Consider the following 21,674-nt stretch of genomic DNA (forward strand, 5'->3'; position numbering starts at 1 on the left):
CATCTTTGAGTAAACCCAGCAGTGCTTCAACTACCTGTGGCGAGGCGTTGCCCAAGTTGCCCAATGCAACAACAGCAAAGTAACGCACACTCTCACTCTCATCTTTGAGTAAACCCAGCAGTGCTTCAACTACCTGTGGCGAGGCGTTGCCCAACTTGCCCAATGCAACAGCAGCAGAGTCACGCACACTCTGACTCTTATCTTTGAGTAAACCCAGCAGTGCTTCAACTACCTGTGGCGAGGCATTGCCCAACTTGCCCAATGCAACAGCAGCAGAGTCACGCACACTCTGACTCTTATCTTTGAGTAAACCCAGCAGTGCTTCAACTACCTGTGGCGAGGCGTTGCCCAACTTGCCCAATGCTTGAGCAACAGAGTAACCCACACTCTCACCTTTGAGTAAACCCAGCAGTTCTGCCAATACTTCCTGTTGTTCACCTAAAGCTGCCCGATATTCTCGCAGTCGCCATTCATCTATCAAATTTGTTGATGCTTTCAACAGTTGTAGTGCTTGAGCTTGAAACTGGGTTTCATTTAAATTGCAAAGAATTTGAAAAACTTGTGATTTAACTTTCTCACCTACTAAGCGAGAATTGCTAACTTCAAGCTCAACTAATCTCTGCAAAATATCTGTAATCAAATTACCATCAGATAATTTTAAATCTTCAGATAAACAAGTCCCTGCAAAAAAAAGATTGCGGTGCAGCCATTCTTCATAAGGAGTTTCTTGTTGCAGAATTTCATCAATAATTCTTTTGGAGTTCTTTGGATTTTGTTGAGCTATTAACAGCAACAACACCTCTCGCCAATGGGAATTGTGTAGATAATCTCGAATGTAATTTAGTACTTCGTTAAAGTCTCCTGATTGGCGATCGCGTATTTCTTCTCCTGCCAAATATTCCTGAAACGTCTTATGCACAAAGGCATATCTATCTTGACCTTGTTCGTTTAACAAACCACAGCGTTCTGTAATATGGTCAACTAAACGTTTGGCTTCCTCTTGAGCTTGATGTTTCTGAACTTGATAATTACATTCACGAATATATTCGCTTAATTGCGTAATTAACTCATCTCTCTCAATCAGCGTCCCACCTTCTTTATCGCCAGTTTCACCTTGAGAATGAATCCAATAAGCTAGGCGTTGCATCAATATTTTGATATCATCCAATTGAATATAATTCAGCTTCCAAGACTCAATACCCTTGTTTACATCCCAGTTAATCAATAGCGTATCAACTGCCTGTTCATAGAGTTTATATCGCTGTCTGGGCAAATGTGCGTCATAGCGATGAATCAAAGCAATAATTGTCAGTAGTAAAGGATTGCCTGCTAATAATTTAATGCGTTCTTGTGCTGCTAATGCTTTTTTTAAACTTTCTTGACGCTCTTGTGCTTTTTCTGGGTTGTTTGGCAGTCTGCTGTTATACCATTGCTGAATAAATAAATCAATTTGACTATCATCAAATTTTTCTAGCTGATAATGAGGGAATTCATCTGTACCAAAAAACTCGCGACTATAACCTGCTGGACGCGAAGTTATAATTGCCCGATTTTGAGAATATTGTCCGAGAAAGCTGTGAATTATCTTTACAAATTCATGGCGATCGCTTGGTTTAGCAATTTCATCTAAGCCATCAAGTAATATTAACGCTCTACCATCTTCTAACCAATGTTCAAAGAAACCTTTGGGCAATTCTTTAACATGAATACTATTGGCAAAATTGCGTACATATTCTAAAAGATTCTTCCTTGAAGCTTTGCCTAAGTCTCTAATTCTAATCAAAATTGGCAGTAACTCTAAGTCTGCTGATAAACCGAGTTTTTCAGTCTGCTGTTCAGCCAGCATCACAGCAAAATAACTCATCAAAGTTGTTTTACCAATTCCTGGTTCTCCCAACACAACAAATTTATTGCGTGTATTTTCTTTCAGCAGTTCTTGGGCTGAGAATTTCTTGCCACTACTTTGTTGTTCCCAAAGTAAATTTTGCTGGGGTTGGTAGTTGACAAGGTAATTCATAAAAGCTGTTTTACCAATTCCTGGTTCTCCTAACATAACAAATTTATTGCCTGTATTTTCTTTTACCTGCTCAACTACATTAGGCATCACAAAAATTTGTGGTAGTTTAGCAAATTTTTCTTCTTCTTTTGTTTTTACCTTTATGCCGACAAATTCAACACCATCAAAATAGCCTAGTAGTTGTTTGAGATAATCTGATTTAGCAATTTGAAACTTTAAATATGTATTAGTGTGTTCAAAATAAGCATCTGCAAACTTTTTCAGCCAATGTTCAATACTCTCATTGCGAAACTCTAAGTTTGGCTTTTCTGATTTAATTCTGTGGAATATTTGAATTAAAACTTGTAGATTTGGGGTTGTTTTCTCTGTAAAAGGCTTCTGTAATTCTTCTTGAACTCCTGTATCTTTGAAAAACCTCTCTAAAAGTTCTCTCGCATCCTTTGGAGTACAACGAAAAAATAAATGCTTATCAGAATCTTGATTAGCATCCCACTCTTGGGCGGATTGTACACCTGCTTTCAAAGCTTTTTCTAAGTCTGTAGGATTTAATTCACTATTGATTTTCTTAACAATTTCTGGAAATACTGCTTTTCCTACTGAGCCAGCAATAGTTAATAACTCTACACTCATATTGCTTGGTATATATAGTTAATATACATACTACACGCTTATTAGCTTTGTCAGTTGCTGCGCGAATTTTACAACCGATTCAGGGACGGGGTAATCCTGATTTGCCTGCAACTGTTGCTTTTTTCCATAAGCAACAGCAATTAACCTATCCTACTATTCTAAAAATCCCTAATTCTTCTTGTGAAATGTGCCTGAAAACTTTGATTTTTCGTTTTTAGTGCTCACTCAGCTTAAGAGGTTGTATAAAAAATAGTTGGCTGTGATTTTAATCACATTATTACCCCCCTTGTAAAGTGGGGAAATAAGAAATCTTGTTCCCTCCCCTTTCCAAGGGGAGGGTTAGGGTGGGGTAAAACTAACGCGAAAAACCAAGTGAGTAAGCTATTTCTGGCGATGCCTACGGTTGGCTGCGCCTACGCATTTGCTATTTCGGCGAACTCATTTGCTATTTCGGCGAACTCATTTGTTATTTCGGCGTACGCATTTGTTATTTCGGCGAACTCATTTGTTACTTCGGCGAACTCATTTGTTACTTCGGCGAACTCATTTGTTATTTCGGCGAACTCATTTGTTATTTCGGCGAACTTATTTGTTATTTCGGCGTACGCATTTGTTATTTCGGCGTACGCATTTGTTATTTCGGCGTATTTTAGCCAATACGCGCTACTTCTGCATATTCCGCTTCATTTGTTCTAATTCATCCTGAGTTTCCCAGCTACGGAACTTCTCTTCTAAGTCATCAAAACCACTCGAATAACTGCTAGTCTGATTCGACCAGCCACTGGTTTCAAAACGCTGCTGGGTTTGGGCTTTAGCACGGACTGTCTGTGCTTCGGCGGCTTTAGCTTGTACCTCCTGTCGCCGCTGCTGAATTTTTTGCAGTAGTTCCTGAGATTGGTTAATGCGTTCTTTCAGCCCTTGCATGTGTCCCCAGCGCTGATTTCCTTCGCGCAACAGGGCTGCTTCTCGCTCACCCGCCGCCGCCGCCAAATCCTCTCTATTGGCGTTTTTGGCTTTTTGAATGCGGATATGCCAACGCTGAATTTCTTGCGCGGTGGAGAGAATTTCTTCTTGCGATCGCTTTTCTTGTAATTTTAAATCTGCGATCAGCTTTAATGTGTCTTCTTCTTGCTCACGCAGCTGTTCTAGCAGCGCCTCTAACTCCAAATGTGGATTGTTACGCAAGAATTCTTCTAAACGGTTTTCTAGAAACCGACTCAAATCATCAAATAATCCCACTGCTAGAACTCCAGAGATCGGGTGCGTGACTACTTTATTGTAGTGGGCGGAATGTAAATTTTAATAGTTCCCATCGGGTGAACTTCTGGGTGTTAGTTAGATTTCAAAGTTGGGAAGAATGTATTTGGTGAAACTACGCAAACAACCCTGACTTACAAAATAAGGCTTTAATCAGTATGAGTTCTGATTTTCAACCACCACCTAAGAGCTTGTCCATACTAGCTTCTGTAGGAGGAATCGTTACCGCTGCGATCGCGATCGCAATTTTAAATGTTTGGTCTAAGCAACTTTCCCAGACTTCTATAAAAAAACCTGAAATATCATCAACATCCCCAACTGCTTCCCAACCACAGAAAACCCAACCCCCTGTCTCTGATGCGAAAGAAGCTGAAATAGTTGCCAGTCTTGATGCTAAATCCGTAGTTTTGCCGGGTCAACCCATTCCTAAGAACCAATTAACAGTAGCCATAATTCCCTATACTGCTCCTGGAGTTGGAAAACTGACCCCAGAAGAAACGACAACGGCCCGTCAGGCTTGGTCATACTTCCAGCACAACTGGAACGATGAAACTGGCTTGATTAATTCTGTTGATGGCTTTGCCTCTATAAGTATGTGGGATCAGACAGCAGCGATCGCAGCCTTAGTCAGTGCTAGAGAACTCAATATCGTGCCTGCGGCTGAATTTGCAGCCAAAATGAGCAAAATGTTGAATACACTGGCATCAATGCCTTTGTATAAAGGAGAACTCCCCAACAAAGTTTACAATGCGAAAACTCTCGTACCTGTTAATTATGGTCAACTAGAAAAACGGGAAGAAATTGGATGGTCAGCTATTGATTTAGGAAGAATGGCAATCTGGTTGAAGATTGTCGAGGCAAAGTATCCCGAAATGCGATCGCAAACAGCAGCAGTTTGGAAACATTGGCAAGTCAAGCGTCTGACCACAAATGGCCAAATGTACGGTACTGCCGTTATCAAAGGCATAGAACAGTACAATCAAGAGGGTCGCTTAGGCTATGAGAATTATGCTGCTTATGGTTTGAAGCTTTGGGGCTTGGATGTTAACAAAGCCTTAGATTATCAGTCCCATACTGCCTTTGTCGATCTTTACGGACAGGGAATTCCTTACGACAAACGGGACTATAAAAACTCTGGAGCCAATAACTACGTTCTTAGCGAACCCTATATCTTAGATGGTATCGAAACTGGGTTTCAAGCTTTGCCTAAAGCTTATGCCGATCGGATTTTAGCTGCTCAAGCAGCACGTTATGAAGCCACAAAACAATTAACTGCCGTCACTGAAGATAACTTAGATCGCCCGCCATACTTTGTTTACAATAGCCTATTTGTCAACGGAGAACCTTGGGCAACCATTGCAGATACCAGAGAACAGCACAACAATTTGCGATTCCTCAGTGCCAAAGCTGCGATCGGCTGGCATGTACTTTATAACACTGCTTATACCCGCAAGTTATTTGATTTCGTTCAAGGCAACCTTCAGTCTAAAGAAGGCTGGTACAACGGCTTTTATGAGTCTCTGCATCAGCCCAATAAAACTCTCACCGCTAACAATAATGGTGTAATTCTGGAGAGCTTACTGTATAAGCAAGTTGGGCAACCACTTACTGTTTGGGCAGGAGTCAAGAGTCATAAGTCAACTGAGAAGACTATAAAAAGACCGTAAGTTATATCATGTTAGTGATAATACCCTCTCCAACCTTGCCCTCAGTAAAGCTACGGTATAGACACAAGTCAAATTACCCCCATCAATCCCCCTTTCTAAAAGGGGGGAAATAGGAAATTTCGTTCCCTCCCCTTTATAAGGCTACGGCGCGGCGTACACACAAGTCAAATCCAGTTTTACCCCATTGGGATCAGCCAGAAAGCCCTCATGTAGAGACGCGATTTATCGCGTCTAAAAGACTGGCTCGTTAACAAGACGCGATAAATCGCCGTCTCTACAGACGAATATACTCGTCAATTATTCCTTGACAGACTACTATTTCCGACTTGTGTGTACACCGTAGCCTTTGCAAGGGGAGGGTTAGGGTGGGGTAAAACCTTGGTTAATCAGTTGTGTGTACACTGTAGCCTTTACAAGGGGAAGGTGCGCGTCAGCCCGGGTGGGGTTATGTGTCGTAAGTATTTTTTGAATTGGTATAAGTTGCTATTCCTCAAGGGTGTTCGCCATATTTCATAATAAAATGCGTTCAGTCGGTGAATACCCTAAAAAATTTGGTATGTTATATCATGTCCGCATAATTAGTTATGATTCCCACAGTCATTGCACCCCACCCCTTAATCCCCTCCCCGCAAGCGGGGAGGGGAGACAAAGCGTAGCTTTGGCGGGGTGGGGTTCTTCAGGTTTGATAAGTAATCAAGCAGACATGATATTACTCATGCTCAAACGCTTACGCAGCCGAAAAATTTCCTTAGTAGCTATGCTTGTGCTTGTTATATGCTTTACTTTGGTAGGTCTGCGTTCATTTGGGCAAACAATTATGACATCAGCACCCCAACTACTCACCGACCCATTTTTGCAACTGCCAACTGCAACTTCAGTACGAGTAGTTTGGTTTACTGAATTTGCTGGTGTTAATCACACAGTAAGCTACGGCGAAAATCTTAAACAAGCTGCTAAGGCAAATACTACCAAACTCAGTCGCATACGTGAAGACCAACACTCAAGAGTTGCAAACCAAACCAAAGACGGACAAGTTTATCAAAAACCCGTCCAGCGAGACATTTGGCGACATGAGGCTGAGGTAACTGGGTTAACTCCTGGTGTGCGGGTTAACTATCGTGTCACGAGTGTGCAAGAAGACGGCGAGAGTGTTGACAGTGATGTTTTTAGCCTTGCAGCTACTCCCAAATCAGATACACCACTAAAAATTCTACTTACCTCAGATCATCAATTAAAACCGATGACAGCGGCAAATCTGCAAAAGGTGGTAGAAACAGTTGGACGGGTTGATGGCGTGTGGTTTGCCGGTGATTTGGTAAACGTTAGCGATCGCGCCTCAGAATGGTTTGATGATAATGTTGGTGGTGCTTTGTTTCCTGGTTTACAAGGTCATGCTAAATATGAAATGACGCACGACGGTGTTAAGACAACCTACACTGGTGGACAAATAATTCAACATGCACCCATGTTTACTTGCATTGGCAATCATGAGGTGATGGGGCGCTTTGCCAGGACGGGAAGTTTAAATGATGAATTTGATGATACAATTCCCCGTGTTGTTGCTCAAAAAATCTACCCAGATAAATCTTTAATCGATAATTCTTTTAATACTAATACCTACGAAGAGATTTTCTCTTTACCAAAAAGTAAAGAGGGTGGAAAAAGGTATTATGCAGTTAGTTTTGGTGATGCGCGTTTGGTGGTACTGTACGCTACGAATATGTGGCGGACTCCCAGCTTAAATGGAAAGCATAAGGGTAGATATCGAGAAGCTGAAAAGGATTTAAATAATCCTGAAAATTGGGGTTATGGACAGGTGATTTATGAGCCAATTGCTAAAGGCAGCAAGCAATATAATTGGCTAGAGTCGGAACTTAACAGCCCTGAGTTTCAACAAGCAAAATACAAAGTTGTGATGTTCCATCATCCACCCCACACTCTGGGTGATAATATAGTTCCTGCTTATACAGAACCAGTACAGATAATTGAACGGGATAGCGGCAATATCAAAGCAGTGCGTTACGAGTACCCTAAAGACGCAGATTATATTATCCGCGATGTTGTCCCAATACTTGAAGCAGCTAATGTGCAATTGGTATTCTATGGGCATTCCCATTTGTGGAACCGCTTTGTTAGTTCCAGTGGAATGCACTTTCTAGAAACATCTAATGTAGGTAATACTTATGGCGCTGCTTGGGGTGATAGAAAGCGAGAAGTGCCAATTGGATATCAAGAGGATTATGTTAAGCTTGGCGATCCTAATGGGTTAGAACCGATAGTGCCAACAATTGCCCCAATGCTTGGTGAAGATGCAAAGCCAATGCCTTATATTGCGAGTAATGATATTACGGTTTTCAGTATCTTTGATACGGGGACGGGTACGATAAGTAGTTATCGCTTTGATACTCGCAAGCCTGATTCGGAAGTATTGAAATTTGATGAATTTAAATTGAAATAGTAGGGTCATCTCGCATTCGCCAGCCAAAATCTGATAATTTGACAACTCTATGGTCGTCAGAAAACCCCATTCCACCAACAAAGAGCAATCCCGTACTGCTTGCTGTGGATTACAAAGCGATGTAAGTCGGAATCTGTCCACCCCATTGCTATCTAGGTAATGTAGTGCAAATCGGCGATTGTGCTGTCACTGCGGATTTTGACCCTACGCCAAATCATTGGACTGATGCCCAGGATAAAAATATGAAGCTGGTAGATTACAAGTTGCTCAGAATCGGACATTGGGTCATCTTACTGCATTGCATATCCCCCATCTCCCCCGAAAAAAAATCGCTCTCTTATTCTTAGCTTGCTTGTGTAGTTTGATTTGATAATGTAAAATTCAAACCAGGTATTAAATCGCACAGTTAATATATAGCATTTAAACAGCAATGGTACAGCTAAGAAACAGCAACGACGTAACGCCTTCTTCGTCCTCACGTTTGAACCCAGTCCGCCTCAAATACACAATCAACGGTAATGGCGAATCCATTATTGAAAAAAACTGTGAATTACTTGTCATAGCTTGTGACCCCAGGAACTTGTCTAAAATTTGTGATTACACGCCTGAAGAACGCACTATCTTTGACAAGTTGAGAAATTTCACATTCCATACATCGCTACTCAAAGTCGAGGTCAATAATTCATCTTCCCAGACAAAAACATATCCTGTCATATTTGGTCCGAAACTATTGGAGGAGATGAACGGAACTGTCTATGCATATCGTAACGAATCCGCCAAGCAATTTGGACCTCAGCGTGCGAGTCAAATGACACATAACTTGGTGACTGTCTATCAATTGGTAGGCGAAACTAAGACCCCATGGCCCGCCAGTGAGTTTGAGAAAAAACTTAAACAGGACTTGCAGAACAGCGACTGGTGGCCATTCTCTCTCAACTACGAGGTAGTGGAAACCGTCACTACACCTTACTTTGATCACTTCTCTAATGAAGACTTGAAGGAGGGCTTCCCTTGGAAGCTTCTGAATTTGCAGGGACACAATAAGACCTTGTATGTGCATGGATTCACTTGCTTTGAATCGGTCTTGCATTGCTGGGATTACGCCGCATTAATGCTGAATTCTGTGGACAGTGCAAAAAAAGCCTTGCCAAGTGATTCAGACGCGCCGATTGTAATTCTGGGTGCTGGTGTTAGTGGTCTCTTATTTGCCGTTAGGCTAAAGAGATTGGGATACACGAATATAGAAATTCTGGAATCAACCGACCGATACTGTGGAAAAACCCATACCATTACTGAAGACGGCCCTTATCCAAGCGGCTCAGATGAGAAGACAGTCTGTGAGTTAGGCACATGTTATTTATCGCCTTCCTACTATCACATGATCGAGGAACTGAAGGAATTTTTTGTGGACAACGACCAAATTGATTTCGTTGGAAATGATCAGGATTTTAGAGGGATTCTCACCAAAGGCGAATTTCCAGATTCTTTTCATGTGGCTCCCCTTGTTACACAACCCGAATATATCGTTTTGAAAGCTAAAGCCTTACTAGGTCGCCCCCAAGATTATGATTCAAGGTTGATACAACTTAGAATTGCTTTTGACCTTGCCAGATACAATATCCTTCATTACGAGATCATGGGTTTACAAAAGCCGATGCCAGCAAAGCCACCAATGGCATTGCTGAATAAAACGTTTTATCAGTTCTTGGAAGACAACAAACTACTTAGCCTTGTGGGCATGATGGAGTATATCTATTCTGTGCAGGGGTATGGTGTGATGACAGCCATCCCCGCTTATTATGGCTTAATCTGGATCACACCTATCGTTATCCAAACGATTTTGCTCGATAATTTGGGTGTAGAAAATAAACCCGTTGTTACCGCATTGAAAAAAGGTTGGGGCGATCTTTGGGATCAAATAGTAACAAAAGAAAATCTTAATATTACCTATTTGGCGGAGACTAAATCTATTACACGTCTAGGCTAATGTCTCTAAATTAGTCTTGACAAAAATATAGGTTAGTGTATCTACTACAGAAGAGGCAGAATTCGTCATTAATGAGTGGTTGAACTCCGTAAAAGTTACCTCTTTAACGAACTGCCTTTCCTTCTCTTCTCTACCAGAGGCTGCGCGAACGGAACGCTACACGAATGCGTAGCTTCTCGTAGAGAAGGAGAGTAGATCATAGACTAGCGATCGCTTCGGCAACTAGTTTAGAAACAAAGGGTAAAATATCCCGACTCTTAGCTTGGGCTTTCCCTTCAGTAAATACCACTAAGAGGTAAGGACGCTGTTCTGGTAACTCAATATACGCAGCATCATGGCGAACTTGACTTGTCCAACCTGCTTTTGACCAAATTTGAGCATTTTCAGTCAGTCCACCGCCTAAAAAACCTGTTACCTGATTTTCCTCGGCATCAGGGGATATATCGTTGAGAGGGCGTTTCAGTAAAGCCATCATGGCTTGCGATCGCGCACTTGAAACCGCTACTCCACCTACAATACTATGCAGTAACCTAGCGATCGCATTTGTGGTCAACATATTACGATTTTCTAGTAATTCTCCTACAAATGCCCGTTCCCGCCCATAAGGGCCATCACCCCAAGTTTTTTGACAGACGTTTATTGTGTCCATTTCTTCCCAACCCAAAGACTGGTAATAGCGGTTAATAATATTACGCTGATATTTCCAGGTTTCAAAGGGGCCGATTGGTAATTCTGGGCCTGATGTAGTGCCACTCAAAATATCTACAACTAAGCTGGTAGCATCGTTACTAGAATCGACAATCATATCCTGCAAAGCTCGCTCCAACTCCTTGGAGGTTTGACTCATGCCTTTTTCTAGCCATTCGTTTACCGCCACCAGGTAAAATAGCTTGACTACACTGGCAGGATAAATCCGCTCAACACCGCGATAAGTGAAACCACGAACTGAGTGATCCCAAAAAGCGTTGGGAGTCAGCGCCCCACCAGTATTTACTCGCACTGGTGGATCGTAAACAACCCAAGTCAAGGCAATTTGGTTACGTGCTAAGGTTCCAAATGCTGCCCAAGTTGCATCTAAAATGCCTAACCCAAGATTTTCGAGTTGTTCGTCTTTATTAAAAAAAATCATTCTCTGATAATGTCCTTTAATCTAAAATCCAAAATCCAAAATCCAAAATCAGGGGAGTATCAGTGTTTAGCTGACCTGAATTTATATGATTCTCCTGAATGTACGCGTTTAGCAACTCAAGCTGCATCTGGAAGACATTTGTGGGTAACATCAAATCATCAAAATTTGGCGGTTGAGGTGTATTTATGTGAAGATGACTATCCAGGATGGGTATACCTTTCAGATTTTGATTCATTACAATCTGCTACTGTACCTTATCAGGCTGCAACATTTTCTGAATCGGAGATTAAAAAACTCCTAGCAGAGATTATCGCCTTTACCCAAAAAGCGATGCAACAATCAAATTATTACCTTTGGGGTGGTACGGTTGGGCCAAATTATGACTGTTCTGGGTTAATACAGGCGGCGTTTGCTTCGTTGGGTATTTGGCTACCTAGAGATGCCTATCAACAGGAAGGATTCACTCAACCAATTACAATTGCAGAATTAGTAGCTGGGGATCTGGTATTTTTTGGAACTAGCCAAAAAGCCACCCATGTCGGGCTTTATTTGGCGGATGGTTATTATATCCATAGTTCTGGGAAAGAGCAGGGACGGAATGGGATCGGAATTGATATTCTCTCGGAACAGGGAGATACGGTTAGTCAGTCGTACTATCAACAGCTGCGAGGTGCTGGTAGAGTTTTTAAGAGTTACGAACCACAGAGACGCTGAGGACGCTGAGGCTTATGAGGAGTGGGTTGGTTTCCGAAAGGAGTAGTGAGGAGAATGGGGCGATTTCAACAATTGTTCCAGATGTTTCGGTGGTGGTGCCGATACATGACGAGGTGGAAAGTTTGCCACTTTTATTAGAAGCGATCGCCTCTACTTTATCCTCTAGTCAGATAAATTATGAAATCATTTGTGTGGATGATGGTTCTACAGATGGTTCTGGGGATTTGCTCAAGAAAGAGGCGCAAATCCGCACTGATTTAAAGGCAGTGATTTTGCGTCGCAACTACGGACAAACTGCGGCGATGGCTGCTGGATTTTATTATGCAGTCGGTAAAGCGATCGTTACTTTAGATGCCGATCTCCAGAATGATCCAGCTGATATCCCGATGTTATTAGCAAAGCTGGATGAGGGTTATGATTTGGTGAGTGGTTGGCGGCAAAAACGCCAAGATGGGGCTGTAAATCGTTTACTTCCTTCTAAAATTGCCAATTGGCTAATTCGCCGCACCACTAGCGTGAATATTCATGACTATGGCTGTTCGCTGAAAGCTTATCGTCCCGAACTTTTGGCAGATATGAACCTCTACGGGGAATTACACCGATTTTTACCTGCTTTGGCGTACATCGAAGGAGCTAGAATTACCGAAATACCTGTACGTCATCACGCCCGCCGCTTTGGTCGTAGTAAATATGGAATTTGGCGGACATTCCGGGTATTGATGGATTTGTTAACCATTCTGTTTATGAAAAAATTCCTCACCCGTCCGATGCACGTTTTTGGGCTGTTGGGCTTGATTTCAATGTTTTCGGGCACTGCGATCGGAATTTACTTGACTTTCGTCAAATTAGCTTTAGGTGAGATGATTGGCAATCGCCCTTTGCTGATTTTAGCAGTTCTGCTGCTACTAACGGGAGTGCAGCTGTTTTGCTTCGGACTTTTAGCAGAATTGCTCATGCGTACATACCACGAATCCCAAGGACGGCCTATCTATCGCGTGCGAGAGGTGGTAGCAAAAAATGTTAAGTAACGTAACAATAGTAGTCATTGGTCACTTGTACTGAGCGTAGTCGAAGTATTAGTCATTAGCAAATAATTAAGAGTAAATATTGGTTGACTCTAGACAAAGGACAAATGACAAATGACAAATGACAAATGACAAAAAACTAGTTAAATTGCATCTACCTTGAAAGCATTTAATACCTTTGACGCCCAACTGCGGCGCAACCTGCTGATTTTATTTACGGCAGGTTTATTATTCTGGTCGAGCCTGTCTTCGCTCTTACCAACTCTACCGCTTTACATCGATGATGTGGGCGCAAGCAAGCAAGAAATTGGTCTTGTGATGGGCAGTTTCGCCATTGGGTTATTGCTATCTCGCCCAATGCTGGGACGATTAGCCGATGAACGCGGTCGCAAAATTGTTTTGTTGATTGGTACGATCGTAGCTGCGATCGCACCCTTTGGTTACTTGGCAACCCAATCAATTGGGCTGTTGATCCTGGTGCGGATTTTTCACGGCATTAGTGTTGCTGCTTTTGGCACTGGCTACAGTGCCTTAGTCGCAGATTTAGCACCTGCCAAGACTCGTGGTGAAATCATTGGGTACATGACCCTAGCAACTCCCATTGGTTTAGCAATTGGCCCTGCCTTGGGTGGGTATTTAGAAGCGACAAGTGGTTACGGGATGTTATTTCTGTTATCCGCGGAATTGGGTTTTGTCGCCCTCTTGGGGATTTTACAAGTTACAAATCCGCCAGTGCAAACGCAGGAGCAGACAGAGGGAGAGGATCACAAATTTTGGCAAATTTTGGCCAGTCCACGGGTGAGAGTTCCAACTATAGTTATGTTGCTGGTTGGTTTGTCCCTTGGTGCTGTACATACCTTTGTATCGTTGTTCCTCAAATCCACTGAAGTGGACTTCAATGGCGGACTATTTTTTACAGCTGCGGCAATTTCTAGTTTTACTATCAGGGTGTTTGCTGGTAAGGCAAGCGATCGCTTCGGGCGCGGTTTGTTTATTACCTTTGGTATTTTTTGCTACGTTTTGGCGTTAATACTGCTGTGGCAGGCTGACAGTGCGATCGTTTTCTTACTGGCTGCGATCGCTGAAGGTGCTGGTGGTGGTACACTGTTCTCGATGATGATTACCATGATGGCAGACCGCTCGCTGCCGCAAGAACGGGGGAAAATTTTTGCTATATGCATAGCTGGACTTGATCTGGGAATTGCGATCGCTGCTCCTCTTTTGGGTATTATCGCAGAACTTGTAGGCTACCGCGATATGTTTGGCTACGGTGCTGCGATCACTTCTCTAGCACTTGTCCTCTTCCTCACCCATTCGAGCAAAAACCTATCCAACTCACTGCGCTTTGCACTAGGTCTAGCTCCAGATGCCTACGCCTTGAAAAACTTAAAACTTAGGAGTGATGAAATTTAACTCCTCACTCCTAACTTTCAACTCTTAACTTTTTGAAAACGGGCGAGGAGGGATTCGAACCCCCGACACCGTGGTCCGTAGCCACGTGCTCTAGTCCACTGAGCTACACGCCCTCACCGACAATCTATATTAACACGTTCTAACCAAATGGCACAAGATAATTTTCCAGCTAATTTTGCCAACTTAACCCATCTAGATCGCCAAGGACAGGCACAGATGGTGGATGTATCTGATAAAGCACCCACCATTCGCCAAGCAGTAGCAGCGGCTAAGGTGCGAATGCTGCCAGCCACTTTCGCTGCTATTCAAGCCGGAAATGTCCCAAAAGGGGATGTGTTGGCAACTGCAAGATTGGCTGGAATTATGGCAGCCAAGCAAACAGCCACTTTAATTCCCCTGTGTCATCCGTTGCCTTTGCAAAAAATCGCAGTGGAGATCATACCCAATCCCCAACTACCGGGTTATCAAATTCAAGCCACAGTCAAAACCAAAGCTGAAACGGGTGTAGAGATGGAAGCCTTAACTGCCGTTTCTGTAGCTGCCCTGACTTTATACGATATGGCAAAAGCCTTAGAAAAGTCGATTCAAATTGAATCAATTTGTTTAATTAGTAAGAGTGGCGGGAAATCAGCAGATTATTCACCGACAGAGCAATAATCTACACTATTTTGGGGTATTGACACAAGAGGCAGAGGGGCAGGGGGAAGGGTGCAGAGGAGAGGAATTTTTCCCTGTTCCCTGCTCCCCAGTCCCCAGTTATGGAAGATTATCAGGATCAATGCCGAGATTACGCAAATATGCTGCTAACTGTTCAGCGCGTTGGCGTTCTTGTTCAGCGCGTTGACGTTCTTGTTCTAGCAATAACTCAGCCTGTTCTACCCGTTGATTGAGTTCCAAGGAATTCAAAAATCTCTGTCCATCTGGACGGTAAATTACTAACTCTCCAAGGCCCGTTTGAAATCTAATTCCTAAGCGAGGACTGAACCAACCATCCATTTGCCATAGCTTATTCAAATGGTTGTTTTGCCGCACCCAGGCATCTAGTTGAAAACTTTCAGGGTCGTATAAGTAGTATTCTTCAACACCATAAGTATCGTAAAATTCCAGCTTACGCTCCATCTCCTTGGTATCATTACTATAAGAAAGAATCTCAAAGACTACTTGTGGTGGAATATTATCTTCTTGCCACTGACGATAGGAACGACGTTTTCCCTTTGGTCTACCGAAGACAACCATCACATCAGGTGCAGTCGGTGTAATCAGCCGAGAACGGACGGGATACCAGAGCAAATCTCCTGCAATCAAAACATTGTCATTATTAGCAAACAGAATCTCTAAATTCTCCTTAATCAAGACAATCCAACGATATTGCTCTGTATTGTCTGCCATTGGTTTGCCGTCGCTATCTGGATAGAGGAGATCGGGGTCTATTTGCTCAAAGATCGTCATCGGATTTAACCCAGCGGCTCTTAACTTCCAATTTAATTATGACTGTTTCTAGAAGTCTAATAGCAACGACTGCACCAAAAACCTTAGAATGAGTAGGGTGTATTTAAATCTGTAACAAATATTTATGCCTCCTCGTTGGCCTCGCAAACCCGATCGCAAAGACCCTGATTACCGCAAGATTGATGACCGGATGAATTTTGCCATGCATGTAGCGATCGCTGCTATGATTAATTCTGGCTTATGGTTTTTTCACATCTTGAAAAGCACTACCTGGGACTGGCTGCCGTTGTTGACTGCAAGTTGGACAGGAATAGTATTAGTGCATCTGATTTATATTAGTGCGATCGCTAATTACAGCGAAACTCCACCTAAATCCACCTGAAGACGGACTGCTGATGCTGGGGCGATTGTAACCTGTGGTAGTAGAATCAGCCTATTAATTGAACGATAATGTAAAAAAGCCTGAGATTTCGCACTCTTTCTTAACGTAGGGTTATTTTTATGGCAAAGACTAACACCACAGAACTACTGGAAGCCCTAGCAGCTGAAATTGGCGAAAATGTCTACATAGACATTGCCAAATGGCATCTTTATTTATCTAATGCCAAACTGCACACCCTTGTTGCTGAACAGTTGTATCCTTTAATTACTTCCAACAATGTAAGTGAAGATCAAGTTTTAAAAGTCTTGAAATCAATTACAGTAAAAATTGGTGGTGGTAGAAGCGAACTTCCTTTGAGTGATTTACTGCCACTGCAATGCCAAGTAACATTAGTTGATATTTTAGAAAAATATCAACGCGAAATCTAATCTCTACAACCAAGATTATTTGAATTAGACAATTTTCTCGGTCAGTATTCCCTGATTAGACTTGAAATGCTGAATTGAGGATTAATTTCTTGTGTCAATCTTATAAAGATAAAAACCACACAGACACATAGATGAATTTAGTGTAATTTATGTGTTTATATTTGGTAAAAATGTCCTTTAACAGTTAAGGAATCTCGACCTTCTAAATCGGTTGAGAGGTGAGTGAGTATATCTTGAGAATCACTGCCGACTTCATGCAAATTTATTGAGGCAATTTCTATGCTTTTACAAGTCAAAGATAGTGGCGAATTGGTAAAAATTGTTGAAATTCAGGAATTAATTGACCCGAATACTGATGTTGTTCAGGCAAAAGACCAAGAAGGTCAAGAAGAACAGCAACCTGAAACTTTTAAAAAACAAAATCTCGTTTTTCCTTCAGGTGAAGTTCTACCACGCTGCTGGATAGATGCTGACTATAGACACGGCAACGGTTAATGATTTTAAAATCAGATAATTGCTAATCGAAGTAAACTATTAGCAATTATCAATAGTAGGGGCATACATCTGTGCGCCCCTATTACTATGTGCTAGTTGATTACTTCTTGTTCTGCTAATGTTGCCTTTTCATTCTGCTGAAACTTTGGGAAAAATCTCTTAGTAATCCAGTCAGTTAAAATGTGAGACAGTAATCCCAAAGGCCCAGCGAACAAAGATAAAGCCAGAGAGTGAATTGTCCAAACACCTGTTTTCTGTCCTTCCCAATAAATCCAGCGACCGACAAATAAATCCATCACTAAAAAATGAATCCAACCTGTTGCCGCAGCTGTTTCATCTGCAAAAAACCGTGCAATATCAGCTAATTGAGGATTCGATAAAGCTTGAGCATTTTCTGGGGTAATGCTGTTGATAAATAAATACAAATATGCCCCAGCTAAGAGCACAAAGGGTAAATATGATGACATTATCTGTCGTGTAACTTTCCAGTTAGGCAATAAAATCATCAACGCCCAAAATGGCAATACGAAAAGGTTGGCAACGTTAAATAGTTGAGAAATCGTCATATCTATGTAAATTGAAGGGTGAGGGTTTAAGACTTATAAAGCTACAAGCTGTGATTCAATTTCTGAAGACTTCAAATCACGTCCGATGAAAACTAAGCGCGTTTGCCTAGCCTCTTCTGGTTTCCAGGGGCGATCGTAAAATTTATCAAATCGGTTTCCTACGCCTTGCATCACTAGGCGCATGGATTTATTTGGCACTGCTACAAAGCCTTTAATCCGGTAAATTTCTTGTTGTTGTACCAATGTTTGCAACTGCTGTTGCAGCTTTTCTGGGTCAAATGCACGATCCAAAATTAGATTAGCTGAAGTAATTTCTTCGTCGTGATTGTGGTCTTCTTCAGTATCATGATGACTAGGACGAGAATCTAAATTGTCTTCGACTGCGCCTTGGAATCCTAATAATATAGATGCGTCTAGTTGAGAACGGTCGCTCTCGACAATCTTCACCACTCTGGGCAACTCTTGCTTAATCAAGTCCTCAACTCTGGCTTTTGTCTGGGCATCTACCAAGTCAATTTTATTTAACACTACCAAGTCTGCACAAGCAAGTTGGTCTTCAAACAGTTCTTGCAAGGGTGTTTCGTGTTCTAGATTATCATCTGCTTGTCGCTGGGCTGCGATCGCTTCTGGATCGCTAGCAAATATCCCGGCTGCTACCGCCGCACAATCTACTAACGTAATCACGGCATCCACAGTGGCGGCGTTGCGAATTTCCTGCCAACGAAAAGCTTTTATTAGTGGTTTCGGCAAAGCTAAACCAGAGGTTTCAATCAAAATGCAGTCGATGCTATCTCGCCGCTTAATTAACTCTTGCATCGTCGGGTAAAACTCTTCCTGCACGGTGCAGCATAAGCAGCCGTTGGTTAATTCAAAGATATTAGTGTCACCCTCACCATCTTCGGGACAAATTTGACAGGATTTCAATAATTCGCCGTCAATACCGAGTTCGCCAAATTCATTGACTAAAACGGCAATGCGCCGTCCTTGGTTGTTTTGTAGCAGGTGGCGAATTAGGCTGGTTTTTCCACTACCTAAGAAGCCTGTGATCACTGTGACAGGAATTTTCGTAGCCATATTTTTGCCTGATTTACCCAGTATGGTAAGTTTTAGGGGTTACAAACTTAAATACTGAGATTAAGCTTGGTTTGAAGATTGACTTAGTTATTTTAAGCTGAAAGTCTATGGTAAACCTGAAAATATTGCCGTTATTGTTGAGTTTAGGTTTGGCTTTAACTCTTCAAATCAGGTGGCACAAACGGTAGAGGAGTTGGAACAAAAAGCGACGTCTGCCGAAGAAGTGAAAAATTATGAAGAAGCCGCTAATATTTGACGGAGTTTCATTGAACGGGATGCCAAAAACAGTTATGCTTACACCAAGCTGGCAGATATCCTATCTAACACCCCTGCGGGGAATTCAAAATTCAAAATTCAAAATTTAAAATTGAAGACCCCACGGATAAATCTGGGGGCTTGAATTAATGTTGCTTTGCATTTTTTCTTTTCTATAAATAAATTCAGGGACTTGTATCCTTTTTTTGTTTGGTCAGGGGGGTGACTTCCTGCCTTAGGCATCTAATTAGCGACAATCTCGCCAAATGGACTTAAGACGTGTTGCTGTTCGACTTGTGGCAGATTATCCAATGGCAGATAGGAAAATAGTAGTTCGGCGACTCGATAAGCTTCTTCTAGGTGAGGATAACCGGAGAGAATAAAGGAATCAATACCTAAAGAAGCATATTCCAAGATTCTGTTAGCAACAGTTTGGGGATCGCCTACTAGGGCAGTTCCTGCACCACCCCGCACCAAACCCACCCCAGCCCACAGATTTGGGCTAATCTCTAATGCTTCACGATCGCCATGATGCAGTTGAGTCATTCGCCGTTGTCCAACTGAATCCATCCGGGCATAAGCTTTTTGAGCTTTGGATATCGCTTCATCATCGACATACCGAATCAATTGATTGGCTGCATCCCAAGCTTCACTTTCAGTTTCCCGCACAATTACATGTAAGCGAATGCCAAACTGTAAAGTCCTACCTTCTGCTTCTGCCAATCTCCGAACGGTTGCAATCTTCTCTGCTACTTGCGCGGGTGCTTCGCCCCAAGTTAAGTATACATCTACGTGTTTAGCGGCAATATTTTGGGCAATGGGCGATGAACCACCAAACCACAATGGTGGATGGGGCTTTTGTACTGGGGGAAACAGTAGCTTCCCATCTTGAATATTCAGATAGTCGCCTTGGAAATTGGCTAATTCACCACTAGAGATCGCTCGCCATACTGTCAAAAATTCATCTGTTAATTCATAACGCTGGTCGTGATCCAAATGCAACCCATCTCCTGCCAACTCCACTGGATCACCACCTGTCACCACATTAATTAGTAAGCGTCCGCCAGAGAGGCGATCAAAAGTCGCCGCCATCCGTGCCGCCACTCCCGGCGATACTAATCCCGGACGAATTGCCACCAAAAAACGCATTTGTCGCGTTAGTGACACTAATGTTGATGCTACAATCCAAGCATCTTCACAAGAGCGACCTGTAGGTAGTAACGCCCCTGTAAAACCAAGATCATCCACGGCTTGAGCTATTTGCCGCAGATAGGCAAAATTCACTGCCCGCCCGCCTGTCGCGGTTCCCAAGTAACGTCCGTCGCCGTGGGTTGGGATAAACCATAATAGCTGCATCAGTCTTGTCCTTCTAAGAGTAAAAGTTGGGTTTTGGCAGTTGATCGTTTAACGCCCAATTTCCTATATCTTGGATTTTGTAATCCACTGGATCGTGGAGAGTGAACGTGCGGAGATTACGCCAATAGCGGTCAAAACCATATTTGGCATTAGTAGCGCGTGCGCCCATAACTTCAAAGATGCGGTTGGTGATGTCTAAGCCGACTCTAGTCGCGACGACTTTGGCTGTAGCGATAAACAGCGCACATTCTCCCCGTTGTTCTGCGGTGAGTGACCATTCCTGCTCCCAAGCTGTTTGTAGTAATTCTCCTGCCTGGTCAACCAGACAAGTGGTTGCCTGAAGATCAACCCATATATTGCCGTAATGCTGGATAATGTGTCGATCTTGGGTTGCACTTTCTACACCTGATGTCAGCCAAGGTTTTGTGTTAGTGCCAGTATACGTTTTAGCAGCTTCAAATGCTCCTTGTGCAATTCCCAAGTAGATATTAGCAAGATTCAATTGAGTTAAGCAGGCGCGAATAGTACTGAAGGGATGACTGGGTTTATCTCTACTACCAAGAATTTCGTCAGGGTACACCAGCACATTTTCAAATGTCACACTACCACTGTCTGTTTGGCGTTGCCCCATATTATCCCAATCATGATGAACAGTAACGCCTTGCCTTTGGGTGGGAATTACCAAAATACTCAATTCACCAGTTTCTTGATCAGTAGCAGTGATCGGTAATATATCCGAATCGTGGGAGCCAGAGCAAAAGCTTTTGATGCCGTTAAGACGGAAATAATTACTTTCCGGTGTCAAAATAGTTCTTTTATCTAAAGGGTTGAGGGCATTGCACCAAAACCAATTGTTGTGAATAGTTTCTGAATAATATCGCTGTTTCTGCTCTACCGAACCAAAGATGTGAGGAACTACTACACCTAGATGATGGTAAGAAAAGACGTGAGCAATAGAACTATCAACCTTGGCAAACTCGCGGGTAATTTGCAGAACGGTAATCCAGCTTTCTCCTAAACCGCCGTACTCTGTGGGTACGATCAGTTTCAGCAAGTTGCTTTGGCGCAAGCGATCGCGTTCATGCTTTGGTGTTCCCCCTTTTGCATCTCGTGCTACAGCAGTAGCAGCAAATTCCTTTGCTAAAGACTTAGCTATATCAAGATAATTTTGAGACTCTTTAGTTTTGATTAATTGCATATTTTGCAACTTCTCCTGCAAATATTTTTTTGAGTATTAAATATAATTTTTATAAAATAAATAGATTCAGAATAAGTTTTTAGGACTATCTTTTTACGATAAAACTAGTATTACATATACTATCCAGTAAATCAAGTGTAAATAAAAATATTTTTTCTAATTTTATAGACCGTT

19 protein-coding genes and 1 tRNA gene are annotated in these 21,674 nt (G+C 42.4%); 10 read left to right on the forward strand and 10 right to left on the reverse strand.

What is annotated here, in order from left to right; translation table 11 throughout:
- Window positions 1-2,647: HEAT repeat domain-containing protein (locus tag HWQ40_RS05240; protein ID WP_292775395.1), on the reverse strand; the 2,647-nt coding region annotated here is incomplete at its 3' end.
- Window positions 2,648-3,310: 663 nt separating this feature from the next.
- Window positions 3,311-3,886 (reverse strand): TIGR04376 family protein, encoded by a 576-nt coding sequence (locus tag HWQ40_RS05245; protein ID WP_292775396.1) that lies wholly within the window; start codon window positions 3,884-3,886, stop codon window positions 3,311-3,313.
- 176 nt (window positions 3,887-4,062) lie between these two features.
- On the opposite strand from HWQ40_RS05245, the gene HWQ40_RS05250 reads away from it, so the two are divergent.
- Both HWQ40_RS05250 and HWQ40_RS05255 read left to right on the forward strand, forming a co-directional pair.
- Window positions 4,063-5,571, forward strand: a complete 1,509-nt coding sequence (locus HWQ40_RS05250; protein WP_292775398.1) for a DUF3131 domain-containing protein — start codon at window positions 4,063-4,065, stop codon at window positions 5,569-5,571.
- Between the two features lie 817 nt (window positions 5,572-6,388).
- Window positions 6,389-8,029 (forward strand): metallophosphoesterase family protein, encoded by a 1,641-nt coding sequence (locus HWQ40_RS05255; protein ID WP_292775399.1) that lies wholly within the window; start codon window positions 6,389-6,391, stop codon window positions 8,027-8,029.
- 152 nt (window positions 8,030-8,181) lie between these two features.
- Here the strand turns inward: HWQ40_RS05255 and HWQ40_RS35565 are convergent, their stop codons facing one another.
- Window positions 8,182-8,310, reverse strand: a complete 129-nt coding sequence (locus HWQ40_RS35565) for a hypothetical protein (RefSeq protein WP_366933914.1) — start codon at window positions 8,308-8,310, stop codon at window positions 8,182-8,184.
- Between the two features lie 149 nt (window positions 8,311-8,459).
- Here HWQ40_RS35565 and HWQ40_RS05260 point away from each other — a divergent pair, with 149 nt between their 5' ends.
- Entirely contained in the window at window positions 8,460-10,016 is a 1,557-nt protein-coding gene (locus tag HWQ40_RS05260; RefSeq protein WP_292775400.1) for an NAD(P)-binding protein, read from the forward strand.
- 196 nt (window positions 10,017-10,212) lie between these two features.
- Here HWQ40_RS05260 and HWQ40_RS05265 read toward each other — a convergent pair whose 3' ends face one another.
- The gene (locus HWQ40_RS05265) at window positions 10,213-11,145 is read right to left on the reverse strand and encodes a serine hydrolase (protein WP_292775401.1); all 933 of its coding nucleotides are present in this window, start codon (window positions 11,143-11,145) and stop codon (window positions 10,213-10,215) included.
- 9 nt (window positions 11,146-11,154) lie between these two features.
- Here HWQ40_RS05265 and HWQ40_RS05270 point away from each other — a divergent pair, with 9 nt between their 5' ends.
- The 3 genes from HWQ40_RS05270 to HWQ40_RS05280 all read left to right on the forward strand — a co-directional run bounded on the left by HWQ40_RS05270 (window position 11,155) and on the right by HWQ40_RS05280 (window position 14,297).
- Window positions 11,155-11,859 (forward strand): C40 family peptidase, encoded by a 705-nt coding sequence (locus HWQ40_RS05270; RefSeq protein WP_292775402.1) that lies wholly within the window; start codon window positions 11,155-11,157, stop codon window positions 11,857-11,859.
- Between the two features lie 14 nt (window positions 11,860-11,873).
- On the forward strand, window positions 11,874-12,887 hold the full coding sequence (locus HWQ40_RS05275) for a glycosyltransferase family 2 protein (RefSeq protein WP_292775403.1): 1,014 nt from the start codon (window positions 11,874-11,876) through the stop codon (window positions 12,885-12,887).
- Between the two features lie 156 nt (window positions 12,888-13,043).
- Window positions 13,044-14,297, forward strand: a complete 1,254-nt coding sequence (locus tag HWQ40_RS05280) for an MFS transporter (protein WP_292775404.1) — start codon at window positions 13,044-13,046, stop codon at window positions 14,295-14,297.
- Between the two features lie 39 nt (window positions 14,298-14,336).
- Here the strand turns inward: HWQ40_RS05280 and HWQ40_RS05285 are convergent.
- Window positions 14,337-14,410 (reverse strand) — tRNA-Arg (locus HWQ40_RS05285).
- A 34-nt stretch (window positions 14,411-14,444) separates the two neighbouring features.
- Between HWQ40_RS05285 and moaC the strand changes: the two genes are divergently transcribed.
- Entirely contained in the window at window positions 14,445-14,954 is a 510-nt protein-coding gene (gene moaC / locus HWQ40_RS05290) for a cyclic pyranopterin monophosphate synthase MoaC (RefSeq protein ID WP_292775405.1), read from the forward strand.
- Between the two features lie 99 nt (window positions 14,955-15,053).
- On the opposite strand, the gene HWQ40_RS05295 is transcribed toward moaC, so the two are convergent.
- Window positions 15,054-15,746: a Uma2 family endonuclease gene (locus tag HWQ40_RS05295; protein WP_292775406.1), complete on the reverse strand. Its 693-nt coding sequence runs from the start codon at window positions 15,744-15,746 to the stop codon at window positions 15,054-15,056.
- Window positions 15,747-15,870: 124 nt separating this feature from the next.
- Here HWQ40_RS05295 and HWQ40_RS05300 point away from each other — a divergent pair, with 124 nt between their 5' ends.
- The 3 genes from HWQ40_RS05300 to HWQ40_RS05310 all read left to right on the forward strand — a co-directional run bounded on the left by HWQ40_RS05300 (window position 15,871) and on the right by HWQ40_RS05310 (window position 17,051).
- Entirely contained in the window at window positions 15,871-16,128 is a 258-nt protein-coding gene (locus HWQ40_RS05300; RefSeq protein ID WP_292775407.1) for a hypothetical protein, read from the forward strand.
- 119 nt (window positions 16,129-16,247) lie between these two features.
- Complete coding sequence (locus HWQ40_RS05305) at window positions 16,248-16,556, forward strand: DUF3181 family protein (RefSeq protein ID WP_289799595.1); 309 nt, start codon at window positions 16,248-16,250, stop codon at window positions 16,554-16,556.
- A 279-nt stretch (window positions 16,557-16,835) separates the two neighbouring features.
- Entirely contained in the window at window positions 16,836-17,051 is a 216-nt protein-coding gene (locus tag HWQ40_RS05310) for an acetyltransferase (protein ID WP_292731719.1), read from the forward strand.
- A gap of 92 nt (window positions 17,052-17,143) precedes the next feature.
- Here the strand turns inward: HWQ40_RS05310 and HWQ40_RS05315 are convergent, their stop codons facing one another.
- From HWQ40_RS05315 to HWQ40_RS05330, 4 genes are all read right to left on the reverse strand, one after another.
- Window positions 17,144-17,617, reverse strand: a complete 474-nt coding sequence (locus HWQ40_RS05315; protein ID WP_292775409.1) for an ABA4-like family protein — start codon at window positions 17,615-17,617, stop codon at window positions 17,144-17,146.
- A gap of 33 nt (window positions 17,618-17,650) precedes the next feature.
- Window positions 17,651-18,691: a cobalamin biosynthesis protein CobW gene (gene cobW, locus HWQ40_RS05320; RefSeq protein ID WP_292775411.1), complete on the reverse strand. Its 1,041-nt coding sequence runs from the start codon at window positions 18,689-18,691 to the stop codon at window positions 17,651-17,653.
- 498 nt (window positions 18,692-19,189) lie between these two features.
- A complete protein-coding gene (gene ssuD, locus HWQ40_RS05325) occupies window positions 19,190-20,302 on the reverse strand; it encodes an FMNH2-dependent alkanesulfonate monooxygenase (RefSeq protein WP_292775413.1) in 1,113 nt (370 codons plus the stop codon).
- Window positions 20,303-20,315: 13 nt separating this feature from the next.
- Complete coding sequence (locus HWQ40_RS05330) at window positions 20,316-21,500, reverse strand: acyl-CoA dehydrogenase family protein (RefSeq protein WP_292775415.1); 1,185 nt, start codon at window positions 21,498-21,500, stop codon at window positions 20,316-20,318.
- Window positions 21,501-21,674: the final 174 nt, after the last annotated feature.

This window comes from Nostoc sp. NMS9 (assembly GCF_017114995.1).
Taxonomy (GTDB): domain Bacteria; phylum Cyanobacteriota; class Cyanobacteriia; order Cyanobacteriales; family Nostocaceae; genus Nostoc.

Excerpts from the sequence above, each read along its gene's own strand:
- HWQ40_RS05310 (WP_292731719.1), top strand. The coding sequence starts at position 16,836 with ATGCTTTTACAAGTCAAAGATAGTGGCGAATTGGTAAAAATTGTTGAA.
- HWQ40_RS05315 (WP_292775409.1), bottom strand. The coding sequence starts at position 17,617 with ATGACGATTTCTCAACTATTTAACGTTGCCAACCTTTTCGTATTGCCA.
- HWQ40_RS05330 (WP_292775415.1), bottom strand. The coding sequence starts at position 21,500 with ATGCAATTAATCAAAACTAAAGAGTCTCAAAATTATCTTGATATAGCT.
- HWQ40_RS05250 (WP_292775398.1), top strand. The coding sequence starts at position 4,063 with ATGAGTTCTGATTTTCAACCACCACCTAAGAGCTTGTCCATACTAGCT.
- HWQ40_RS05270 (WP_292775402.1), top strand. The coding sequence starts at position 11,155 with ATGTCCTTTAATCTAAAATCCAAAATCCAAAATCCAAAATCAGGGGAG.
- HWQ40_RS05265 (WP_292775401.1), bottom strand. The coding sequence starts at position 11,145 with ATGATTTTTTTTAATAAAGACGAACAACTCGAAAATCTTGGGTTAGGC.
- HWQ40_RS05255 (WP_292775399.1), top strand. The coding sequence starts at position 6,389 with ATGACATCAGCACCCCAACTACTCACCGACCCATTTTTGCAACTGCCA.
- ssuD (WP_292775413.1), bottom strand. The coding sequence starts at position 20,302 with ATGCAGCTATTATGGTTTATCCCAACCCACGGCGACGGACGTTACTTG.
- HWQ40_RS05295 (WP_292775406.1), bottom strand. The coding sequence starts at position 15,746 with ATGACGATCTTTGAGCAAATAGACCCCGATCTCCTCTATCCAGATAGC.
- HWQ40_RS05300 (WP_292775407.1), top strand. The coding sequence starts at position 15,871 with ATGCCTCCTCGTTGGCCTCGCAAACCCGATCGCAAAGACCCTGATTAC.
- HWQ40_RS35565 (WP_366933914.1), bottom strand. The coding sequence starts at position 8,310 with ATGTCCGATTCTGAGCAACTTGTAATCTACCAGCTTCATATTTTTATC.
- HWQ40_RS05275 (WP_292775403.1), top strand. The coding sequence starts at position 11,874 with ATGAGGAGTGGGTTGGTTTCCGAAAGGAGTAGTGAGGAGAATGGGGCG.
- cobW (WP_292775411.1), bottom strand. The coding sequence starts at position 18,691 with ATGGCTACGAAAATTCCTGTCACAGTGATCACAGGCTTCTTAGGTAGT.
- moaC (WP_292775405.1), top strand. The coding sequence starts at position 14,445 with ATGGCACAAGATAATTTTCCAGCTAATTTTGCCAACTTAACCCATCTA.
- HWQ40_RS05260 (WP_292775400.1), top strand. The coding sequence starts at position 8,460 with ATGGTACAGCTAAGAAACAGCAACGACGTAACGCCTTCTTCGTCCTCA.
- HWQ40_RS05305 (WP_289799595.1), top strand. The coding sequence starts at position 16,248 with ATGGCAAAGACTAACACCACAGAACTACTGGAAGCCCTAGCAGCTGAA.